At 37.5% G+C, this 21029-nt stretch carries 18 protein-coding genes; 11 read left to right on the forward strand and 7 right to left on the reverse strand.

Annotated features, from left to right (window positions below; all coding sequences use genetic code 11):
• The first annotated feature begins 170 nt into the window (after positions 1-170).
• The 4 genes from HWV03_RS04385 to HWV03_RS04400 all read left to right on the forward strand — a co-directional run bounded on the left by HWV03_RS04385 (position 171) and on the right by HWV03_RS04400 (position 4078).
• On the forward strand, positions 171-1199 hold the full coding sequence (locus HWV03_RS04385; protein ID WP_255547064.1) for an MBL fold metallo-hydrolase: 1029 nt from the start codon (positions 171-173) through the stop codon (positions 1197-1199).
• A gap of 203 nt (positions 1200-1402) precedes the next feature.
• Positions 1403-2281 (forward strand): helix-turn-helix domain-containing protein, encoded by an 879-nt coding sequence (locus HWV03_RS04390; protein ID WP_211678627.1) that lies wholly within the window; start codon positions 1403-1405, stop codon positions 2279-2281.
• 252 nt (positions 2282-2533) lie between these two features.
• Complete coding sequence (locus HWV03_RS04395; RefSeq protein ID WP_211678628.1) at positions 2534-2890, forward strand: winged helix-turn-helix domain-containing protein; 357 nt, start codon at positions 2534-2536, stop codon at positions 2888-2890.
• A gap of 402 nt (positions 2891-3292) precedes the next feature.
• The gene (locus tag HWV03_RS04400) at positions 3293-4078 is read left to right on the forward strand and encodes an EAL domain-containing protein (RefSeq protein ID WP_211678629.1); all 786 of its coding nucleotides are present in this window, start codon (positions 3293-3295) and stop codon (positions 4076-4078) included.
• 255 nt (positions 4079-4333) lie between these two features.
• Here HWV03_RS04400 and HWV03_RS04405 read toward each other — a convergent pair whose 3' ends face one another.
• Together HWV03_RS04405 and HWV03_RS22715 are read right to left on the reverse strand one after the other, a co-directional pair.
• Positions 4334-5104, reverse strand: a complete 771-nt coding sequence (locus HWV03_RS04405; protein ID WP_211678631.1) for an EAL domain-containing protein — start codon at positions 5102-5104, stop codon at positions 4334-4336.
• Entirely contained in the window at positions 5076-5426 is a 351-nt protein-coding gene (locus HWV03_RS22715; RefSeq protein WP_211678633.1) for a winged helix-turn-helix domain-containing protein, read from the reverse strand. Before HWV03_RS22715 ends, HWV03_RS04405 begins: the two co-directional genes overlap by 29 nt.
• 931 nt (positions 5427-6357) lie before the next feature.
• On the opposite strand from HWV03_RS22715, the gene HWV03_RS04415 reads away from it, so the two are divergent.
• Positions 6358-7662, forward strand: a complete 1305-nt coding sequence (locus tag HWV03_RS04415) for an OmpP1/FadL family transporter (protein ID WP_255547065.1) — start codon at positions 6358-6360, stop codon at positions 7660-7662.
• Positions 7663-7671: 9 nt separating this feature from the next.
• Positions 7672-10800, forward strand: a complete 3129-nt coding sequence (locus HWV03_RS04420; protein WP_211678636.1) for an Ig-like domain-containing protein — start codon at positions 7672-7674, stop codon at positions 10798-10800.
• A gap of 102 nt (positions 10801-10902) precedes the next feature.
• Here the strand turns inward: HWV03_RS04420 and norR are convergent, their stop codons facing one another.
• Positions 10903-12444, reverse strand: coding sequence for a nitric oxide reductase transcriptional regulator NorR (norR, locus tag HWV03_RS04425; protein WP_211678637.1), 1542 nt, complete (start codon positions 12442-12444; stop codon positions 10903-10905).
• 337 nt (positions 12445-12781) lie between these two features.
• Between norR and HWV03_RS22720 the strand changes: the two genes are divergently transcribed.
• Positions 12782-12904, forward strand: coding sequence for a hypothetical protein (locus tag HWV03_RS22720; RefSeq protein WP_446724900.1), 123 nt, complete (start codon positions 12782-12784; stop codon positions 12902-12904).
• Between the two features lie 421 nt (positions 12905-13325).
• Positions 13326-14198 (forward strand): helix-turn-helix domain-containing protein, encoded by an 873-nt coding sequence (locus HWV03_RS04435; RefSeq protein ID WP_211678639.1) that lies wholly within the window; start codon positions 13326-13328, stop codon positions 14196-14198.
• A 66-nt stretch (positions 14199-14264) separates the two neighbouring features.
• Here the strand turns inward: HWV03_RS04435 and HWV03_RS04440 are convergent, their stop codons facing one another.
• The 4 genes from HWV03_RS04440 to HWV03_RS04455 form a co-directional block, all read right to left on the reverse strand.
• Positions 14265-15755 (reverse strand): carboxypeptidase M32, encoded by a 1491-nt coding sequence (locus tag HWV03_RS04440; RefSeq protein WP_211678641.1) that lies wholly within the window; start codon positions 15753-15755, stop codon positions 14265-14267.
• A gap of 36 nt (positions 15756-15791) precedes the next feature.
• Entirely contained in the window at positions 15792-16616 is an 825-nt protein-coding gene (locus HWV03_RS04445; protein ID WP_211678643.1) for an SDR family oxidoreductase, read from the reverse strand.
• 131 nt (positions 16617-16747) lie between these two features.
• Complete coding sequence (locus HWV03_RS04450; protein WP_211678644.1) at positions 16748-17725, reverse strand: DUF2333 family protein; 978 nt, start codon at positions 17723-17725, stop codon at positions 16748-16750.
• A gap of 126 nt (positions 17726-17851) precedes the next feature.
• Positions 17852-18127 (reverse strand): hypothetical protein, encoded by a 276-nt coding sequence (locus HWV03_RS04455; protein WP_211674262.1) that lies wholly within the window; start codon positions 18125-18127, stop codon positions 17852-17854.
• A 234-nt stretch (positions 18128-18361) separates the two neighbouring features.
• On the opposite strand from HWV03_RS04455, the gene HWV03_RS04460 reads away from it, so the two are divergent.
• From HWV03_RS04460 to hemF, 3 genes are all read left to right on the forward strand, one after another.
• Positions 18362-19141, forward strand: coding sequence for a DeoR/GlpR family transcriptional regulator (locus tag HWV03_RS04460; RefSeq protein ID WP_211674263.1), 780 nt, complete (start codon positions 18362-18364; stop codon positions 19139-19141).
• Between the two features lie 34 nt (positions 19142-19175).
• The gene (locus HWV03_RS04465) at positions 19176-19940 is read left to right on the forward strand and encodes a ParA family protein (protein WP_211678646.1); all 765 of its coding nucleotides are present in this window, start codon (positions 19176-19178) and stop codon (positions 19938-19940) included.
• A 152-nt stretch (positions 19941-20092) separates the two neighbouring features.
• Positions 20093-20995, forward strand: coding sequence for an oxygen-dependent coproporphyrinogen oxidase (gene hemF, locus HWV03_RS04470; RefSeq protein WP_211678648.1), 903 nt, complete (start codon positions 20093-20095; stop codon positions 20993-20995).
• The last annotated feature ends 34 nt before the right edge of the window (positions 20996-21029 follow it).

A 21029-nucleotide genomic window follows, 5' to 3' on the forward strand; every position in this document is an offset into this window, starting at 1 on the left:
TATACATGTGCGAAAAGAATTAGATTAACGTCAATACAAAGTACTATTTTGATATCTGTGTGAGATTAAACGCGCATTAACTGTTTTCGATATCGCGTAATTTGTTATTTTAATGAAGTTATATTTAAGGGGTCAGGTCATTATTGGATGGTGCTATGGAGGGTTATACATTGAAAGTTTTTTTCAGCAGCGTTATGGCGGGGTTGCTATCTGGTTGTGCTACGTCTGTGGATGATTTATTGCTACATGATAATTTATCGTTTCGAAATATAAATGAGCAACCGTTAGTCAGTGGCGATAAAAAGCTCGATATCCAATATCTCGGTGTCGGGGGGTACTTATTTCAATATGGCGACGATAGCATTATGACTGCACCTTCGTTTACCAATCCGGGCTTAATTAATGTGTCTTTGCCATTACCGATTGAATCAAACTATGCTCTCATTGATGAATTATTACCTGTAGAGGCAAAGCAAGCCGAATTTATTTTAGTCGGTCACGCGCACTATGATCATTTGATGGATGTGCCTTATATTATGCAACAGCATATGCCGACGACAACCGCTGTTGGTTCAACGACGATGACGAATATTGTTACTGCCGTTATCGCTGATGAGCGTTTATTTGATATTACGGATTATGCTGCAGAAGGTGAACAACCGGGTAGGTGGATATATAACCGTAATAACACCATTCGTTTTATGCCTATAAAATCAGATCATGCACCACATTTCATGGGTATTAAAGTGATGTCTGGTACCTATGAAGATGCATTAACGGAATTACCCAGTACTGCTTATGGTTGGAAGGAGGGGCAAACCTATGCCTATGTCATCGACTTTTTAGATAGTCAACAGCAGCCAGCCTATCGTATCCATTATCAAGATGCGGCAAGCAACTCTCCGGACGGGTTAATGCCAATGATGAATGATACTAAAGCGGTCGATATGGCGATTCTATGTGTTGCTGCATTTCATCAAGTTGATGATTATCCCGACGCTATTTTGCAACAGACACAGCCAAATACAATTGTGCTAGGGCACTGGGAAGACTTTTTTGATAATAATAGTGCTGATAATCAGAATAAACCGGTTAAAGGTGTGCGGATGACCAATATCGATGATTTTATTCAGCGGGTTGATGCGGTAAAGAAGGTAGGAGCTAGAGCGATATTACCAACACCCTTTTCTTTTTTTTAATAACAGTATTCTTTAATAAAATCATTGGTTATTGATTAACATCGATAGAAGTGCTTGCGCCACCTTGCACTTGCTTACACTTGCTTACACTTGCTTACGCTTTATTATACAGGCTTAAGTTTGCTTACAATACTTTTACTTTTACTTACACTATTATCATGTGAAGTTAGTTTAATCCATATATTTTGGTCATTTATCTCCTCATGAAAAAAAATAATAAAGTACTTCATACTCTGGCTGAGCATTTAACAATAGGAGAAAGGATTGCATTAAGATGCCGGGATGTGGGCTGTAGTTATTATGACATTGCGAAATGCTGTAATGTGACAGAGCGCACGGTTTATAACTGGTGTAAAAACAAGAGCATACCAGAGTTTAGATATATTCCATCTCTTTGTTTTATCCTTCACTCACAGGTCGCTTGGTTGGTCACTGGGCGTATAGACAAATATCAATGGGTTGATGATTTTCCTATTGGTTTTTTTGAGTTTCTTGTTTCTATTCGTAATATCAATATTGAAAACCGTGGCGACGTTCTCCGTAGTGTGTTTGAAATGGCGATGACATTAAATTTTAGTATCAATAATAGCGCTCATAAAAAGCACAATTTTAATTGCTTTGTGGATAAAGAGCCAACGCATAAAGTACATAAATTTAAGTGTTTTATGAATAGAGTAACGACAAGTAGTCCATTTCATCATGTGGAAGAAGTTAAACATGAGGTGCAAGAAAATCTAACTTTTAGTGGTCGCTTTAATATACGAAAATTGGAATTAGGGTTATCAAATAAAGACATCTCATTATTTTGTGGCGTTTCTGAAAAAACAGTCTACAACTGGGGAAAAGGAAAGTCTTTACCAACAATTATGCAATTTCCTGCATTATGTTCCATTTTAGATGCTGATATGAGTTGGTTGGTCACAGGCTGGTGTGATCTTCCACAGTGGATAGGTATGACTCCTACCGAATTAAAGGTAATGCTGGATAATTTAAATCGCTTACCGAGCCGAACGGTCAATCAAATATATCTATCTGTATCCGCAATTGTTCATGAGCTTGATACTATTTGTTATATGATATAACTAATTAATAGTCATGGAAATAGTAACGTAAACACTTAGGAACATGTTTATAATAGATTTATTGTGTGAGTAAATGTCTCTTCATATAGACTATTCGAATGGAATAGGATTTCAATATAAAATGAAAAATGGCGGAAACAGACGCCCGAAATGGTAATTTAAACTTTACTTATCTAATTTATAAGGTAATGTCTTTACTAGCTTGTCGCTAACCCTAAAGTTGTTAAATTAAAAGTGTAGATTGTTCGAATAATGTATATATCAAAGAATGAAGTTAATATTGCAAAGAATGAAGTTAATATTGGTTATATTAACATCAACCTCAAAAATGGGTTAATAAAGCACCAAAAACCAAATTTTAAAACTGAACGTGTGGGTAAAAGAGAACTAAATGCCTTAAATATTCTACTTCATAATGAGAACGATGTTGTGAGTAAAATAACCTTGATTAATTCAGTCTGGAAAGATCGTGTTGTAACAGAAAGTTCTTTAAATGTTGCAATATTCAACTTAAGGAAACTACTTGATAAATATGATGAAAATAATCACTACAGTTTAGTCAATGTAAGTGGTTATGGCTATGGTTTATACAGTAATACTCTTAGCTAAATATATCTTCAATATACCTTCAATATACCTTCAATATTCAGTGGAAACTAGATTGATAACTATCATTTCATGGAAGTTATTAATCTGTTACGTACATTACTTAATATTCTCATTTATTAAATTCAAAGTCTGAAACCTAATTAAGTAAGTTGGTAATTATAGCGTTATCTCTTATGTGATTATACGTATTGTAATTTATAAATTACAGAATTATTTTACGTGAAATAATATGGCTGTTTATTGTTTTTTTATTAAATAATTATAAGTTTGTTAAATGTAGATTTATTATGATTATGGATATTAAATAAGGTTATAATTAACTTTATTTAATATTGATGTTATGTTTTATGATGGTAATTAATCGTATTGATAGCACCGACTATATATCTCGAAGAGGTTGTGATGAAAATTTATTTTTGTGATGTAAAGGAAGCATACTGCCTGATATTTCATCATTATATTATTAGAAGTGCTTTTCAAGCGATTGTAGATGTTGATGGGAATATTATTGGGTATGAAGCTTTAGCTCGAATATGTTTAAGAGATAGTGGGCTAGTAGTTCGACCAGATGTATTTTTTTCGATTTTGAAAAATAATGATGAATCACAAGATTTATTATTTTTAATTAATCGTTTACATTTATGTAGTTATCGCTCATCTAAATTTTTTAAAAAATATCATAAAATATTTCTCAATTTGACGCCAGATTTTTTTGAACGCTTATCTGACTTCCCTCGAATTATTGTGAATGTAAATAAAATGCTTAAAGAGTTTGATATTCCTTTAACTAATGTTGTCGCTGAAGTGACAGAGAGCAGTGCTGTTTGTGAAGGTAAGTTGGCTCGTGGTGCAAAGTTGATATCGGAATATGGTTACATTCTAGCACTTGATGACTACGGTGATGAAGCGTCTGATTTTGAACGTTATAAGATGTGTCACCCTGAAATCGTAAAAATTAGTCGAGATTTCTTTCTATCTCATAAGGCAAGTGGCTCTTATATAAACTTTAAAGCTCTTATTGATGCATTTAAAGGATATGGCTCAAAAGTGTTAGTTGAGGGGGTTGAATTACAAGATGATCACAAAGTATTGTTATCATTGGGTGTTGATTATTTTCAAGGATTTTTCTTTCATAAGCCAGAATGTGTTTCCCCCTGTGTTTTGGTAAAGGGAGCTGTATTTCATTGATATAATTAACGAATGGAATAATGTCTTTCGATTAGATTACGTTCAGTATTTTATTCAAAAGATTAACTCCATTGGTCGCAAATAATGATGAGGAAGTTGTACTCATATACTGGTTAATCCGATGAGTACTAATATGTAAAACAATGAGTATGAAGTGCAGATTAGAGTGATAGTTAAGTAAATTGATGATAGTGATTTTGGCTGGGTTTTATAGTCATATTGCCATATAGGTTTTCATCACGTTAGAATTTGCTCTTATCCATATTGGTAAGCGAGGTGTGCTTCAAATTGTTGGTCCTGGATGTTTTCTAAGCTGAAAGGTTTACAATAGAGAAACCCTTGGCAAAGACAATCCAGCTTTGCAATTTGATCGTGCTGGTAATCAGATTCGATTCCTTCAAAGATCAAATTCTTAAATGAATTTTTAGATACAAAATGATATAAAGCTGAAACGATTGAATGATTATTCATATGTTTATAAATAAATGTTCTATCAATTTTAACTCTATCCCAACGTAATATATGCAATGCATCAATAGGTATTTCTTCAGACATAAAGTTATCCAACCATAGCTCATGACCTTGTGATTTTAGTATACGAATAGATCTCTTTGCACTGTCGGTTATTGTGTTACTTTTAAAGTTACAGATTTCAAATGCAAATCGAACTTTACTTAAAGAAACTACTTCTTTAACAAATACACTGTCAAATAATAAACTGAATGGACAATTTATTGATGCTATAATTCGTTCCGAATTTAATTTGTATTCACACATATTTAATTCTTCAATTTGTATTAGAATTAACTCTTTTACAAAATCATCTGATATAGTTTTAAAAAATTCTTCTGTGTTGATATTTTTTTTAGAGTTGTGATTGAAACTGGTTGTTACTTCTAGTGCAAATACCTGCTTGTTTTTTGGGTTGATAATTGATTGAGTAAGTAAAGTAAAATCTGCAGAGGAATTGTTATTAATGTTTTTTATGGTAACAGAGTTATGATTCTGTATTTTTATATAAGACATAACCGACTCCTGAAAAGTTTTTTATTATAATATTACTTGATACAGACTTTATAAATTGTCTTAAATTATGAACCGTTACATTTAATGAACTATCGGTCACTATTCGGTTAGACCAGACTGCTTTTACGATTAACTCTTTTTCTATTATATTGGCAGGGCTTTTAAGTAAAAAGTCGAGTAATAATAATTCTCTTTTACCTAGTTTTTTATATGTTGATATATCTAACTTATTGTCGACGTCACAATACAAACCTGAACGTAGGTTTAGTTCGACATTACCAATCTGCATACACCTTGTAGTCACAGTTTCACAATAGTTCATAATTATCCTTATAGATGTGCAAGACACCTTGTCTTTTTATTTGGGAACATTTTATAGAAATTAAAAGAATAATCATTACTAAATAATTATATTTTTATTAAATAACGATGTTTATTAAATAACGATGTTTATTGATAAGTAATAGTGCACATACCTACCTATAAATGCTTAGGAGTTCACGTATTCAAATGCTTACATACGTTTTTTTCACGTGCTTACGTATTATTGTTTACATGTTTACGTATATCCATTTACATATGCGTAAACATGTCCGCCTGTGGTTATTTATATATTCACATGATCATATGCGTGTAAATGCTAGCGTTTATTGATTTAAAAGATTGCAAGTTTTAATGAAAATTAATGTTTTGTTTACTTTTTATTTATTAAGTGGTTTTGTTTAATTAATAATAAATAAATAATTAATTAAGTTGTATAGATAGGATTTAGTAGTGAGAGCTTATTATTGTAAGGAATCGATTATCCGTAGTGCACTAAGCATTAACGTGCACACCCTAACGGTATGAAGGTGCAGAAATTACAGTTACTGCATTTATTGCAATTTTTTGAAACATTGCTGATACCCGCTAAAAACTAGAGTTATATTTTATTAATTAAATACCAATTTAAAAAATGTAATGATTATTTTATTAAGAAAATTAGATTCATATGCAGGAGGAGTATATGAGTACCAGTATGTAAAACAGTGAGCATGGGAGCTGAATTAGTACTTATTCCTGATTACACGCTGAATAACTAAATAACACGAGTTAGGTACTGACATTTGATAGGCTAATCAATGTACATTTGCAGTTAGAAAAATGACAACGTGTCCATTCGGGCATGTTCAACCATTTGACTGTATTCCGTTGTTGTGGCTGGAGCCACTAGAGGATACTTATTTTAGTTTCGCTAAATGGAGTTAGCAACAATGACTAAGAAGACAATTTCTAACAATATCTCTCTACTTTCTGTATCCGTGGCATTAGCACTGACAGCAGGTACCGCTCAAGCGAGTTTAGGTAACTTAGGTACAACGTTTGGCTTATCACCTGTTGATATTGCTTCTGCACAGTCTTTTTCTTTATTTAATTCACAGTCATCAGCGGCATATTACAATCCATCAGCACTCGCTGTGACGGATCAAGGCGAGATGTATGTTGGTTTATTATCAGCCACTCCGGACATTACTGCTGGCGATCAAATATTTGATGAAGCAACGCAGCCGATACTCTCGGGTATGAATGTTAATATAACCAACCTTTTTAATTTTTCTTACCCCATTTATTTTGGTCTGATTGCTGGTATCGAAAATTATGGTACTGAAATGATGGCGTTTAGTTCGGCAACATCAGAGACTGGTCAGTTAGTCAATTATGGTGAGAAGCCATTATTTGTTGCTGCATCGGGTTCAATTCAAATTATGCCTGGCTTAACCATTGGTGCTGGTGCGCAAGTATCATTGCATGCTGATGCTGATATGAGTCTAGAAAGTGAGTTGGATGGTACCGCGTCAGGTAATGAACGTGTCGCGGTTGCAGCTGAGCCTGCTATTACCCCTATTGCAGGAATTACCTTGGATTTAGGACGCATGGCATGTGGCAGTGATAAGAGTTGTGCGGGTAATGGTATTGCGTTTGCAGCCGCTTTTCGTGGTGAAAGTTACGGTCAAGCAAATATTAAAGCGGCCGCAACAATAACCCAAACGGTATCCGATTTACCCATCAATCTATTAACATATGATGCATACCAGCCAGACATTATTTCTGCAGGTGTACGTATTAAAGCAGGAATAGTCAGTTTAGCGTTCAGTGCTGAGCAGCAAAATTGGTCAGGTTTGAATGACTTGATGTTAGAAGACACAGTAAAGGATCAAGCGAGTGTTGGCTTTGAAGATATCATTATTCCACGCGCAGGTATCGAGCTAAATTTTAACGATACATTTAAATTAATGGCGGGTGCCAGTTATGAAAAATCCCCGCTAGATACAGATGAAGCAACGTTGGATGTGAATTATTTAAGCGCCGACAAATTAGTGGTCGGTGCTGGTTTTTCTTATTTCCATAAAGGTACTAGTTTAACGGCTTATCCTTGGCAGATTGATTTTGCGTATCAGCTACAAGTACTTGATCCAACAGACCACACTATCTCACATCATGATAATGCAAACACTTCTTCAGTTGAGTTAGAAGGCACAGTGTCAACTATTTCACTTTCATTCGCGACTAAATTTTAAGGGGGCTTTATGAAAACAGTTAACTTTCGTTTAAATTCTTTTTTTAGCTCTTTTGTGAAGGGGGGCCTCGTTGCCTCGGCCGTCATGCTTGCTGGTTGTGGACTTGAACCACAAGATAATGAAAAAGTGAAAGAACCAATTTTAACGGCAGAAGAAAGCCGGGATGAATTAGCAAAACGTCGTGCTAAAAGTTTATTTGATGCACATGAATTCTATTCATACCCATCGAATGGTCAAGGTGATGTCGCGGTTAATACCTCTGTACTGTTATCATTTTCTCATCCATTAGATAGCTTTTCGACACAAGATTTTAGCTTAATAGACAGTAATGGTAATGTGGTTGAAGTGGCCTCGGTCGAAGTGACTGAAGGTAGTTTTGCGACAGATCCTGAAAACCCAAAAGCGAATGGTTTGGCATTTAAGCCAAAACGCGCACTTAAAACGGGCGAACAGTATACCGTTATTTATGAAATAGGCTTGATTAATGAAGCTGAGGGTAATAAAGAATTAACCGTAGAAAGAACGGTGCAAGATCCATTGACGTTCACGACTCGATTAGGTAAAGATTCAGCTAATTTTGCATTGGATACTAACGGTTTTTATCCAACGGATGACTTGCCCTTTACGACGTTTACATCATTACGTCTCCGCATGACCAACGAAATTGATATTAAAACCTTGATCACTGGTGACTCATTTAAATTCCAAAAAATCGGTTCGACAGAGCAAGTTTCCGGTGATTTAATTGCCAAAGGCCGTTATATCACATTCGATCCTACGGTTGATCTTGATGCTGATGCGACGTATGAATTAATCGTCAGTAGTGATGTTAAAGATAAGGTAGGGAATAGCTTTGCGGGTCTAGAAAAAACATTTACGGTATTAGATTCGGGCGACCATGCATTTAAACCAATGAATGTGACCTTGAATAATGGTTATCAGGAGTCACCTTATTCTGGTGAACTCATTAATGCGGTAACCATTAAATCAGTATTGATTGGTACTAATGACACCACTTATGTTGATTCTGATCTAATTACTGAACTCGCTAACTTGGGTAATTTCGATGAGTCTGCACCCCTTGTAATCCGTAAAGGTTCTATTTTAAATAGTTCTAACCTGACGGTTAAAGTGGGGGGGGAATTTCCAACGGGTTTCGATACCGGTAATATTCGCATGACTAATATTTCTGATGCGACGGGTTATTTAATTAATAATACCAGTTCAGATAATAAGTATGCGCCAAAACAATTACATCTATTTATGGATGTCGCGATGACCACCGATGGTTATCTTGAAAATGGCAAGCTTAATGGTAAAGCTAATGGCGGATTAAGCCAGAATATTATGCATCTTGAATTGATGGGGACCGTCAGAACGGAAGGCCCAACGATGATCATTGATGCTATCAGTGAAATTGATTTGAAAATTTTAGGTGTTGATAATGCACATGCACAAGTCTCATTCCATATGGAGTCGTATACTGAAGTTGAGACCCCGCCCGCCGCTTTTGATGCTCTCTCTCCGGTATTTCATTCCACTTACCCTAATGTGAACACAGCTCATTTTAGTTTAGGTGACAATGTAACAATTACCTATAACGAACCGCTAGATTTAGCATCATTACAGAATCTTATTCTTAAAGATGAAAATGGTAGTGCTGTGGAAACATTTATTTCACAGGATGGTGCTTCTATTATAATTGACCCTACAGATAGCTTAATCCCATTAACGGATTATACCGTTACTGGTGTAATTAAAGATCTTGCGGGTAATAGTACTTATGTACGGCAAAGCTTTGCTACCCCAAATAAAGAGCAGGGTACAGAGTTTGAAGAGCATGACGAGGTTACGGCTCGCTACACAGCCCCAATAGTCGAAGGTATGGTACCGGGTTACTCATGTGCTTTTGAAGATACAGATTTAGGCCTTGATATTGCAGGTCGTTGTGCTGGTGGTTTAGAGACAGATCAAAAGTTAAATATATTTAGTTTACAAGAAGACCGCAGTATTTTTGTGGCGTTCAGCCAGTCAATGGATGAAGCCAGTATACGTTTAGGCGAAACGTGTAATACTGGTTCGTTCCGTGTCGAAATTGTTGAACCTAATGGTATTGGTAACTGTATTGAAACGGTTCCTGGAGTGCTCAATTATGAGAATAAAATATTAACTTTCTCGCCAAGCGATAACTGGCAGGATCAAGGTTCCAACGTATATCGTTATTCTTTAATTTCTGCGGAAGGTGAAACCAAAGGTAGCGTTGATTGTTCAACGGGTGAGGTATTGTGTAGTACGCAAGGTTATCCTTTACAAACAACCTTGTTAAAGCCTGATAGCCATGAAGATCTTGGCGGTCCAGATATGTTAATGCCATTTCGTGCTGCGCCTGCTGATAACTTAGTGTTTAATCCATTAATGATGCCAACATCGGATACCAATCGTGATTATCGTTGGGATGATATAAAAGAAGAGGTTGTCAGTGGTAATTTTGCGAAATTATCTCTACTGGGGACGAGTGGGGCGTTAGTTAGAGCCACAGTTGGTTGTGAGTTAGATCAAACTTGTAGTGATGATTATGCTAAAACTTTCATCAGCGGTTTTATGCCGACGGAAGTAGGTGAATACGATGCTGAAAATAACCGAATCCCAGTGAAAGTCCATGCTGAGCAATTGATATCCTCAAATGTAAACGTTGCAGCCATGCTTGGTTTCTTTAATATTGGTTTTATTGAATCTGAAGTACCAACTGGCACTATGATTATGCGTCCTAAGTATTCGGTTGTGAATGGTAAAACAGAAGTTCCAACGGGTTATATTATTTGGAATGAAGAAGAGAACAGACTTAATTTCAAAATTGATTTAGATATCTATATGGATAATCCATTTATGAGTGTATTAGGTGGCTTAGTTACACATAACCTGCACAGTTATCCTTTGGAAAATGTTCATCTACAAGGGCCGCTAACATTTTTAGATGATGGCCGTATGAATATTGAGTTAAGTAATTTAGAACAGATAAAATTGGATGTTGTTCTAAACCTTAGTGGGTTTAATTCAGAAAGTGGAATTGCGAGGATGACGCTGGCTATTGCACCGGGTGATATGTCATTACAGCAAATATCACAACCGATGAAATAGTTATCTATATCAGTTAGGTAAAGTGAATAAAACAAAGGCCGCACATCTTTATTAATATAAATGTGCGGCCTTTTTACTTTTGTAATTTTACTCTTTCAATTGTTATTGTTTCAATTCAATCCGCTTAGCTAATCGGTGCAGGTTACCAACATCGACAGAAAGCTGGCGTGCAGTTGCAGCCCAGTTATTGTTATTTTGTTTAAGGGCGTTATTGATTAACTGTCGTTGAAATTGCTCGGTCGCGTCACGTAAATTATCGACGGGTATGTTGGCGGCGGACATTGTCGGTTGCTCAATCATATCAGTTACTTCAACGAGTGCATGCTCAAGCTTAAAATGCGAGGGCTGCAGTATTACGTATTCATCTGTAGCTTCTGCTTTGGCGAGGATCGCTGCACGATTAACACTGTGTTCAAGTTCTCTGATATTACCTGGCCATGGATAATTCATCAGTATAGCTTGGCAGGTGGAGCTTAAGCTAAGGTGGCTTAATTGCAGTTTGCTGCGACAGCGTTCAATGAAAAAACCAGCCAATAATATAATGTCTTCGCCACGTTCGCGCATCGGTGATACTGTAATGGGAAATACGCTAAGGCGATGATAAAGATCTGCTCTAAAACGACCTGCAAGTACTTCTTCTTTTAAATCTTTGTTGGTTGCCGCTATGATACGCGTATCGACTTTTAAGTTTCGGTCATCACCAATACGTTGTAAGTCACCATACTGCAATACCCGCAATAATTTTGCTTGTAAAGTTAGGGTTAACTCACCAATTTCATCAAGAAATAGGGTGCCTTTATCTGCTAATTCAAACTTACCACTGCGGTTACTTATCGCACCGGTAAATGCGCCTTTTACATGTCCAAATAGTTCACTTTCTGCAATAGACTCTGGTAAAGCTGCGCAGTTAAGGTATATCAGAGGTTTGTCGGCTCGAGAAGATTGCTGGTGGATTGCGGTGGCAACTAATTCTTTACCAACTCCTGTTTCTCCCAAGATCAAGGCGGTCATATCGGTGCTCGCAACCACGCTTATTTCTTTTTTTAAGGCTTGGATCTGCGCGGATTGACCAATAATTTCAGTGTTACTTTGGGGTTGATGTTTGGCGGGATCTGATTCTGTCATATCGCCTGCCGCTTTTTCCAGTTTATCCATCAATAATGCAATATTAAGTGTCGCGGCTGCAAGCGCACTCACCGTACGTAGTTCATCATTGCTGAAGTTATCAAACTGATGGGGATCAAAGCTATCGAGGGTAAGGGCACCAATCAGGCGTTGATTTGCCATCAAGGGTAATCCGACACAGGCATGTACATGCAAATTACCTTCATGTGAGGTAATCAGGGCGTCATAAGGATCGGGTAGAGAACTGTCTGCAGGAAACCTGACCACATCACCAGCTCTGGCAATGGCTTCTAATCTAGGGTGTTCACTGATATTGAATTGTCTGCCCAATACGTCAGCATTAAGGCCATTAATTGCTAAGGGTTTGAAATGCAGTCCCTTAAACTCTAATAGCGCAGATGCATCACACTTGAATAGTCTACGCATTGTTGTAAGTAGGCGTTCGAAACGATCCTGACTAGAGATATTGGTTGTTAAATCTAAGGCGATATGGATAAGGTCTTTAGTGCTAGTTTGCATAATGTCAGCCATATTGAATACTGTCTTATCGACAGTCTATAGTCATAATGACAATATGTAAAGATAGTCATCATGACAGCGACATTTTGATGTTACCTTTAAAATCAACGCATTAGATTTGTTTTGGTGCCTGCAATTTAGAGGTAATATAAATTCGTTAACTCTTTAATTGGAATACAATATGGCTATTCATGTAAAAAATAATATTTCTTGGGTTGGACAGCGTGATTGGGAAGTGCGTGATTTTCACGGTACTGAATTTAAAACAGAAATACTCAGTGCTAATGCGTTAGCAAAAACGCTAACGAATACCGCGACGAATGTAATTTTTCCTGCGATGTTAGTCAAAGTTACAACGCCGCTATATCCGATTCAATTAAGTGGAAATACCACTGCGGAGGATGCGCGTTGGCAAGTAGAATTGACTACCTCGGGAATGACTGCAACACTAGGTGGTTAAAATAGTATAAGACGATTCTTAAATAATTTAAAATTGAAAGCAACAGGCGGGAGCAATCACCCTGTTGCTTGTTCGATTAAATCAGTGCTGTTTATTAGAAAAGTATTTTATCAAGTCTTGGCTATAATCTTCTATTGATGTGTATCCGTAATACTTGAGAGCATCATTACTGTCAATACCGTATTCATAGGTGATTAGTCCAATCCATTCACTACGGTTTTCGATAATTAGTTGATTAATTCTGTTTATTAAAGCATTCATATTATTATCTCCAGTTGAGTCGTTCACTTACTTTCAAGTTTACTCTATTGGCGACAGCACATGAGTGTTACCCATCCACATAGCAATACTATTCGCTCATTAGTTACGTTATTATTACTTATTAGTACTAATCAGTATTATTGTTCTATAGGACAAGCATATGAAAGAATATATTGAGAAGGTGCCGCAACGTATTGGAGTGTCTTGGCGGTATAAGAAAGTATTGGAAGAGGTAAAAAAATTTGATTGGCACCAACATGAAGAATATGAAATTGCCATACACCGCAATTTTAATGGGCTAAGTCTTATTGGAAACTATTGCAGCGATATCGATCATAATCACATGGTATTATTAGCGCCAAGTATCCCACATGCATTTTGCTCTGATAAACTGTCGATATCGCAGCGTTGTGAAACGCACGTGTTATGGTTTAAAAAAGAATGGATCGAACAGTTAATTTATTGCTGCAGCGAACTCAAACCATTACGTTCTGTTTTAAGCGAAGCGCAAAAAGGCATACAGTTTTCACAGACGACTGCAGAACAAGTTTTCTTGTTGCTAGATGACGTGTTATTGCTCAATCCCGTTGAGCAATTAGCAACTTTAATGCGTGTTTTTTCGCTTTTAATTGATGATGAACAGCAAACGCCATTGTTATTGAGAAAGACCGCTCAAGGTGATCCGGATAATCACGTTGAAAATAAGCTTAGAAAGGCAGAAACGTTTCTTCTTAAAAATTTTCAGCGTCCTATTTATCAAGCAGACTTAGCGCGCCATTTATATGTTAGCGAGAGTACGATTAGACGGTTTTTCTTCAAACATTATAAAGAAAGTTTTTCACAACACTTGATGAAAATTAGGTTAAATGTTGCCTGTGAACTGCTCGTTAACACTCAATTACCAATAAATATAATCATGGAAAAAGTAGGTTATTTTAATCAAGCCAACTTTAATCGCCAGTTTAAAGCGTATAAGCACGTGACCCCAAATAGCTACCGAAAAGCATTGAAACTGTTAGATGATGGTAAGTAAAACTAAAAAGGCCGTAACTTAATGTTACGGCCTTTTGATCGTTTATTCATTTAAACTAAATGAGTATTACAAATAACGGGCCTGTAAATGGGCTTTAAAGTGGGCCGGGTTTAATGTTTCCCCTGTCGCTTGTTTGACTAAATCATTAGTGCTTAATAGTGATGCATTTTGCCAGATATTGGTTTTAAGCCAATTAAAGATAGGTGATAAATCACCGCTAGTAATGATTGCTGGTACATCCATCTGTTGTTTGATGGTCGCCATAAACTGTGCAGCATACATAGCGCCAAGGGTATAAGATGGGAAGTAACCAAAGCTGCCATCTGTCCAATGCACATCTTGCATACAGCCATTACGGTAATTACCCTTGGTATCTACACCAAGATATTGCTGCATTTTAAGGGCCCATAATTCTGGAATATCATCCACTTCAATATCACCATTCATCAGTGCTTGTTCGATTTCATAACGTAACATCACATGTGCAGGATAAGTGACTTCATCTGCATCAACACGGATAAAATCTGGCTTCACTCGTGTGTAGCACTGACTTAGATTAAGCGGGTTATAAATAGCCTTATCTGTACCTGAAAAAGCCTTCTGTATTTCTGGTGTCAGTAAGGTTAAAAACTCTTTACTACGACCTAATTGCATTTCAAATAACAGGCTTTGGCTTTCATGAATGCCCATCGAACGCGCTTGGCCTACTGGTAGATGGTTCAATGCTTTTGGTAGACCTTGCTCATAACGTGCGTGGCCCGTTTCATGGACAACGCCCATCAAACTCTGGGTAAAGTCATCTTCTTCGTATCGCGTTGTTATGCGTACATCTGAAGATACACCACCGCAGAATGGATGAGTTGATACATCAAGACGACCATGGTTAAAATCAAAGCCGAGGATCTGCATGGTTTTTAATCCCAGCTGTTGCTGAGATGCAATCGGGAAATGTCCTGTTGGCATAATGACATTGTCACTGCGTTGTTTTTCCTGGGCAGCGAGCGTTAATTCTGGTAACCATGACTTCACATCATCAAAAATAGGGTCTAGTTGGGCGCTAGTCATGCCCGGTTCGTACAAATCCATCAAGGCATCGTAGTTACTACAGTTGTTTGCTTGGCCGCGAATACTGGCTTCTTCACGTGACAGCTCAACGACTGTTTTTAAATTTTTAGCAAAACCTGCCCAATCATTTTCTTTACGCTGGGTACGCCAAGCGTGTTCACATTTAGAGCCTGCTAACGATTTTGCCGAGACAAGTTCTTCCGGTACAACGTTAGCTTGCTGCCAGCTACGGTCGATCTCTGCCAAGCTGGCTTGTTGCTCACTTGACAGGTTTTCAGCTTGTGCTTGGTTAATTAAGCCGGCAAGTTGTGGTGCGGTACTTTGCTGGTGGATCATGACGGCTAGTTCGGCCATTGCTTCAGAGCGTGCTTCATTACCGCCTGCTGGCATCATAGCAGCTTGATCCCAACCACAAATAGAAGATAAGTGGCTTAGGTTATGTATCTTTTTAAAGTGCTTAGATAACTCTTCATATGCTGAACTAGTTGTCATGTTAACTCCAAGGTTGAGTCTATTAATAGGGGAATGTTAGCCTGATTTAGCTAATATTTTATCTAATACTCTAAAGGGTAAAATACGTTTTAACAAGGCAAATAAATAGGTTGGAAAGGTTACGTAATAACGGACTTTCGGATTTTTGCTTTCGATAGCATGAATAAGTGCTTTGGTGACGGCTTCTGGGCCTAGAGTAAACTGGTTGCTGACGTCTTTTTTACCCAACCGACTAATTTGTTGTTGGTAATCAGCACTGTGGATACTATTTTCGATATCAATATTGGCTTGAAAGGCTGACAATGCATTGGCTCTAAATTGGCTTACAATAGGGCCGGGTTCAATAAGTGATACCTTGATTGGGGAATCTAATAACTCCAGTCTTAACGTGTCTGTTAGTCCTTCTAGCGCAAATTTACTTGCGTTGTATGCCCCGCGATATTTCATCGTCACTAAACCTAGAACTGAGCTATTTTGAATAATGCGGCCGCGGCCATTGGCGCGCATTAATGGGATAATTTGTGTGGTTAGCTCGTGCCAGCCAAAGACATTGGTTTCAAATTGAACACGCAACGCATCTGTTGGTAAATCTTCGACAGCGCCAGGTTGACCATAAGCGCCGTTATTAAACAGCACATCAATCTTGCCATCGGTGAGTTGGATTATATGTGCGACCGCAGCAGTAATAGAGGCTGTAGAACTTAAGTCCAGTTGCACACTTTCAAAACCTTGAGCAATTAACCTCGTCACGTCTTGCGTCTTTCTCGCCGTTGCAAAAACACGATAACCTGCCGCTTTCAGGGTGACAGCAGCGTGATAACCGATCCCTGTTGAAGCGCCGGTAATTAATACTGTTTGCATTGCTGATATCTCCACGTTGCGTTGTGCTTAACGCATAATAAATGGTTTATGAATCTGTAGTTTGTCATGAATCTCAGACACAAAAAAGCCCGTAACACTGTTACAGGCTTAATGATACTCAAAGTTCGTTATTAACCTTGTTCTAGTAATCTGCGTAGGTCAATTACGGCTGCATTAGCACGAGAAAGGTAGTTTGCCATTACCAGAGAGTGGTTAGCAAACATCCCAAAACCAGCGCCGTTTAGAATCATAGGGCTGTTTACAGGCTGAAGTGATGCTTCTAGTTCAAGGATGATTTGATCAACACTTGCTAAGGCATTTTTCTTTTCGAGTACACCTTTAAAGTCAATACGTGCTGCTTTTAAATAGTGATATAGTGCCCAAGAAGAGCCACGTGCTTCCCAGAATACATTATCGATTTCTAACCATGGTGTTTTAACGGTAGAACCTGACTCTGTGAGTGTGGATTGCTCAGCGCCAAGATCACCCGATAAATCAGTATTGATACGGTATTGACCAACTGACGCACTTAAACGTTGTGATAATGAACCAAGACGCTTTTCTACTTGTTTAAACCATTCAGCAAGGTTATCTGCACGCGCATAAAATTGTGCATTTTGTGATTGCGAATCATTTAATTTATCTAGGTATTTTTGAAGTTCAACGATTGTCTTTTTGTATTCAGAATTGGCATTCGTTGGGAATAAACGTTTATGTCCAACGTTTAACGAACCGTGTGCTTTTTGTAGGTCTTTATTTTCAGTTGACTGCGTTTGTGAGCGGCTTAAGTCACGACGTAATACTAACATCAGATCACGCGATTGCTCTAATAATCCATATTCCCATGATGGCATGTTATCCATCAAAACTGCAGGTGGTAATATTGAATTACTGAGGTAACCGCCATTTTTGTCATCTAATGTTTGAAGTGTTTTAATCAGCGTGGCGGTGGTGTAAGAACCTACCGCAATATCAGTATTGTTTTTAGTTAACTCTTCCGTGATTTGTGTTGGACTGAAATTATCTGGTTCAATGCTCCAATAAATGGCCGTTGCATAAAAGATAATACCGACAGCTGCAATACCTGCAATGATTTTAGATTTACTCATCTGGTCGTTCCCTCGAATCATACATTAAGTTTAGTAATATTTACTCTAGTGTAACTCGCTGAAATGCTTGCAACAAGCCTAATCACAATATAAAAAAATACATACCAATACTTACATAAAAACACCTTATGTTTTTTTAATTCTGACCACATGCATAATTTCTATTTTGAATCCTGCGACGTCTTCGACCTCAGGGTAGTAAGTCAGATTGACGTATACACCGGTTAATGATCTATAAGGCTTTTTGCGTTTAAATTTGAAAGGTACGCTGTGGCCTTCTATCATGACTGTATTGAGGTACCATTCGTCTTTTTCTCTTTGTACATGAGAAGTGACTTTTTGGAGTTCTGAATGGGTTAATCCGGGATGCTTGTTAAGTAATTTATCGGGATCTGAAGCCATTTATTATAGTCTCATTGTATTTTAGTTACTTGAATATAGACGTTGCTTGCAATGTTGAACTTGTTGATGGCAACTTGAAATTATTGATGTTCAGCCATTAGTATATCTCAAAATGAGGTTAAACTTTGTTTATTGACGCTATTTTTCAGGTTTACGGGTGTAAATATGATATAAACTAAGTGTAAATTTTAACTCCCTTTCGATAATTACATTAGGGGTAGCAGGGAGAAAGATGTGAGACAAAATACACGTCATCAAAAAATAATTTCGCTGGTTAAAGAAGAAGGGTTTGTTAGTACTGAAGTCTTAGTTGAACATTTTTCAGTCAGCCCGCAAACAATCCGCCGAGATTTAAATGAATTAGCTGAAAGAAACTTGGTTCGCCGTCATCATGGTGGTGCTTCATTATTAGAAAGCAGTGTGGTTAATGATTCATACGTTAACCGTAAACAAAAAACAGCTAAAGGTAAAATGAAAATAGCACAAGCGATGGCGGAGCGAATTCCTGATGGTTCATCGTTATTTATTGATATCGGCACCACATCGGAAGCCTTAGCGCACGCATTACTTACCCATACTAATTTACGAATTGTGACCAACAACCTGAATGTTGCGACGATTTTGATGCAGAAACCTGATTTTAGAGTGATTGTGGCTGGTGGGGAAGTGCGTAACAAAGACGCAGGTGTTGTTGGTGAAGCAACTGTCGACTTTATTAAGCAATTTAGAATGGATTTCGGTATTGTGACTATCAGTGGTTTAGATATGGATGGTTCATTACTCGACTTTGATTATCAAGAAGTGCGCGTGACACAAGCTATCATTGAATGTTCACAAGAGGTATTTTTACCTGTTGATCACACAAAATTCGGTCGTAATGCTATGGTTAACATTGGTAATGTGAATCAAGTTAATAAGCTATTTACTGATATCGAACCGCCAGAAGAACTTGCGAAGTTATTGCTGTTACATCAGGTCGAGTCGATAGTCTGTAAATCAACGTTAGAGAGTTAAACTATTAAATAATTATTAGAGAAGGGAGTGTCTCGTGATCCGTGTTGTTTTTAATCAAAAAGGTGGCGTAGGTAAATCTACGATCTGTAGTAATTTGGCTGCTATCGCTGCATCAGAAGGCAAGCGTACGCTTATTATCGATTTAGATAGTCAATGTAATACCAGTGCCTATTTATTAGGAAATGATTATAAGGTTGATTTTAGTGCTGCTGAGTTTTTTGAGCAGACATTAAATATTATTATGAAAGGGCGACCTTATCATGACTTTATCGCGCAGACGGCATTTTCTAATCTTGCCATTATGCCAGCGTCAGAATTGCTTGGTGAATTGATTGTTAAATTAGAACAACGACATAAAATCTATAAATTGCGTGATGCTATGGTGAAATTAAGGCGTGATTACGATGAAATTTATATCGATACACCGCCAGCATTTAACTTTTATAGTTTGTCGGCCTTGATTGCCGCGGATACTTGTTTAATTCCCTTCGATTGTGATGATTTCTCACGTCGTGGTTTATATAGTTTATTAGCCAATATTGAAGAAACACGACAAGATCATAATGATAAATTACGGGTAGAAGGGATTGTGGTTAACCAGTACCAAGGGCAAGCTAGTTTACCAAAAAAACTGGTTGCAGAATTAAGATCGGAAAATTTACCGATTTTAAATACCCTGATCCACAGCTCCGTGAAAGTAAAAGAATCACATAATATTTCTCAGCCCTTGATCAATTGTGCGCCTAAGCATAAAGTGACACTGCAATTTTGCGATCTCTACGCTGAGATCTCTGCATAATATTTCCAATTGCTTTGGCTGAGGGATGAACCTTAAGCTAAAGCAATTGGATTTCTTTTCATACTCATCTGTGTGAGTGTATTTTTATTAATCATATTTTTAGATAGCATTCGGCCTCAATGTTTGCTGTTTAAGTGATAAGCAAGGTAGTTATGTCAGTTAGTATTAATGACCTAGAATCATTTTTTCGTAATATCCAACAATCAATTATCACGGCTTTTCAGGCTGAAGAAACCAACGGCGAGTTTATCGCTGATCATTGGACTAGTCATCTTGGTCAGGGCACTAGTTGTGTATTACGCGACGGTGAAGTATATGAAAGCGCGGGTGTAAACTTTTCGATGGTAAGCGGTGATAAATTACCGGCGGCTGCATCGGCTAAACGTCCGCAATTTACAGGTATGTCATATCAAGCGATGGGCGTGTCGGTAGTGGTTCATCCACGTAACCCGCATGCACCGACAAGTCACGCCAATGTACGCATGTTTATGGTGACTGATAATGACGGTCAACAGCATTGGTGGTTGGGAGGTGGTTTTGATCTAACGCCAATTCATTTGTACGCAGATGATGCTCGTCATTTTCATACCGTGGCGCGTGATGCTGTCGCTCCATTTGGTGATGAGCTGTACCCACAGTTTAAACAAGATGCAGATGAATATTTCTATATGCCACACCGTGAAGAGTATCGTGGTATTGGTGGTATTATTTATGATGATCTGAATCAGTGGGATATTGAGAAAAGTTTAAGCTTTATTGAATCTGTTGCTAAGGGTTATACACAAGCTTATGCGCCAATTATTGCTAAACGCAAAAATCAGCCGTATACAGAACAAGAACGCGAGTTCCAATTATTCCGTCGCACCCGTTATGCGGAATTTAATTTGATTGTTGATCGTGGCACTATTTTTGGTCTGCAAAGCAAGGGGAGAACGAAGTCTATTTTGATGTCTATGCCTCCGCTTGCCAGTTGGCACTATGATGATCTAGAACCGCAGAATGAAGCGCAACAAGCGTTAGTTGATGTTGTTTCAGAACCTCGGACTTGGCTATAGTTTTTATTTAGGATCACGCTTCACGGCGTGGTTT

The sequence above is a fragment of the Moritella sp. 36 genome (assembly GCF_018219415.1).
In the GTDB taxonomy this organism is placed as follows: Bacteria; Pseudomonadota; Gammaproteobacteria; order Enterobacterales; family Moritellaceae; genus Moritella.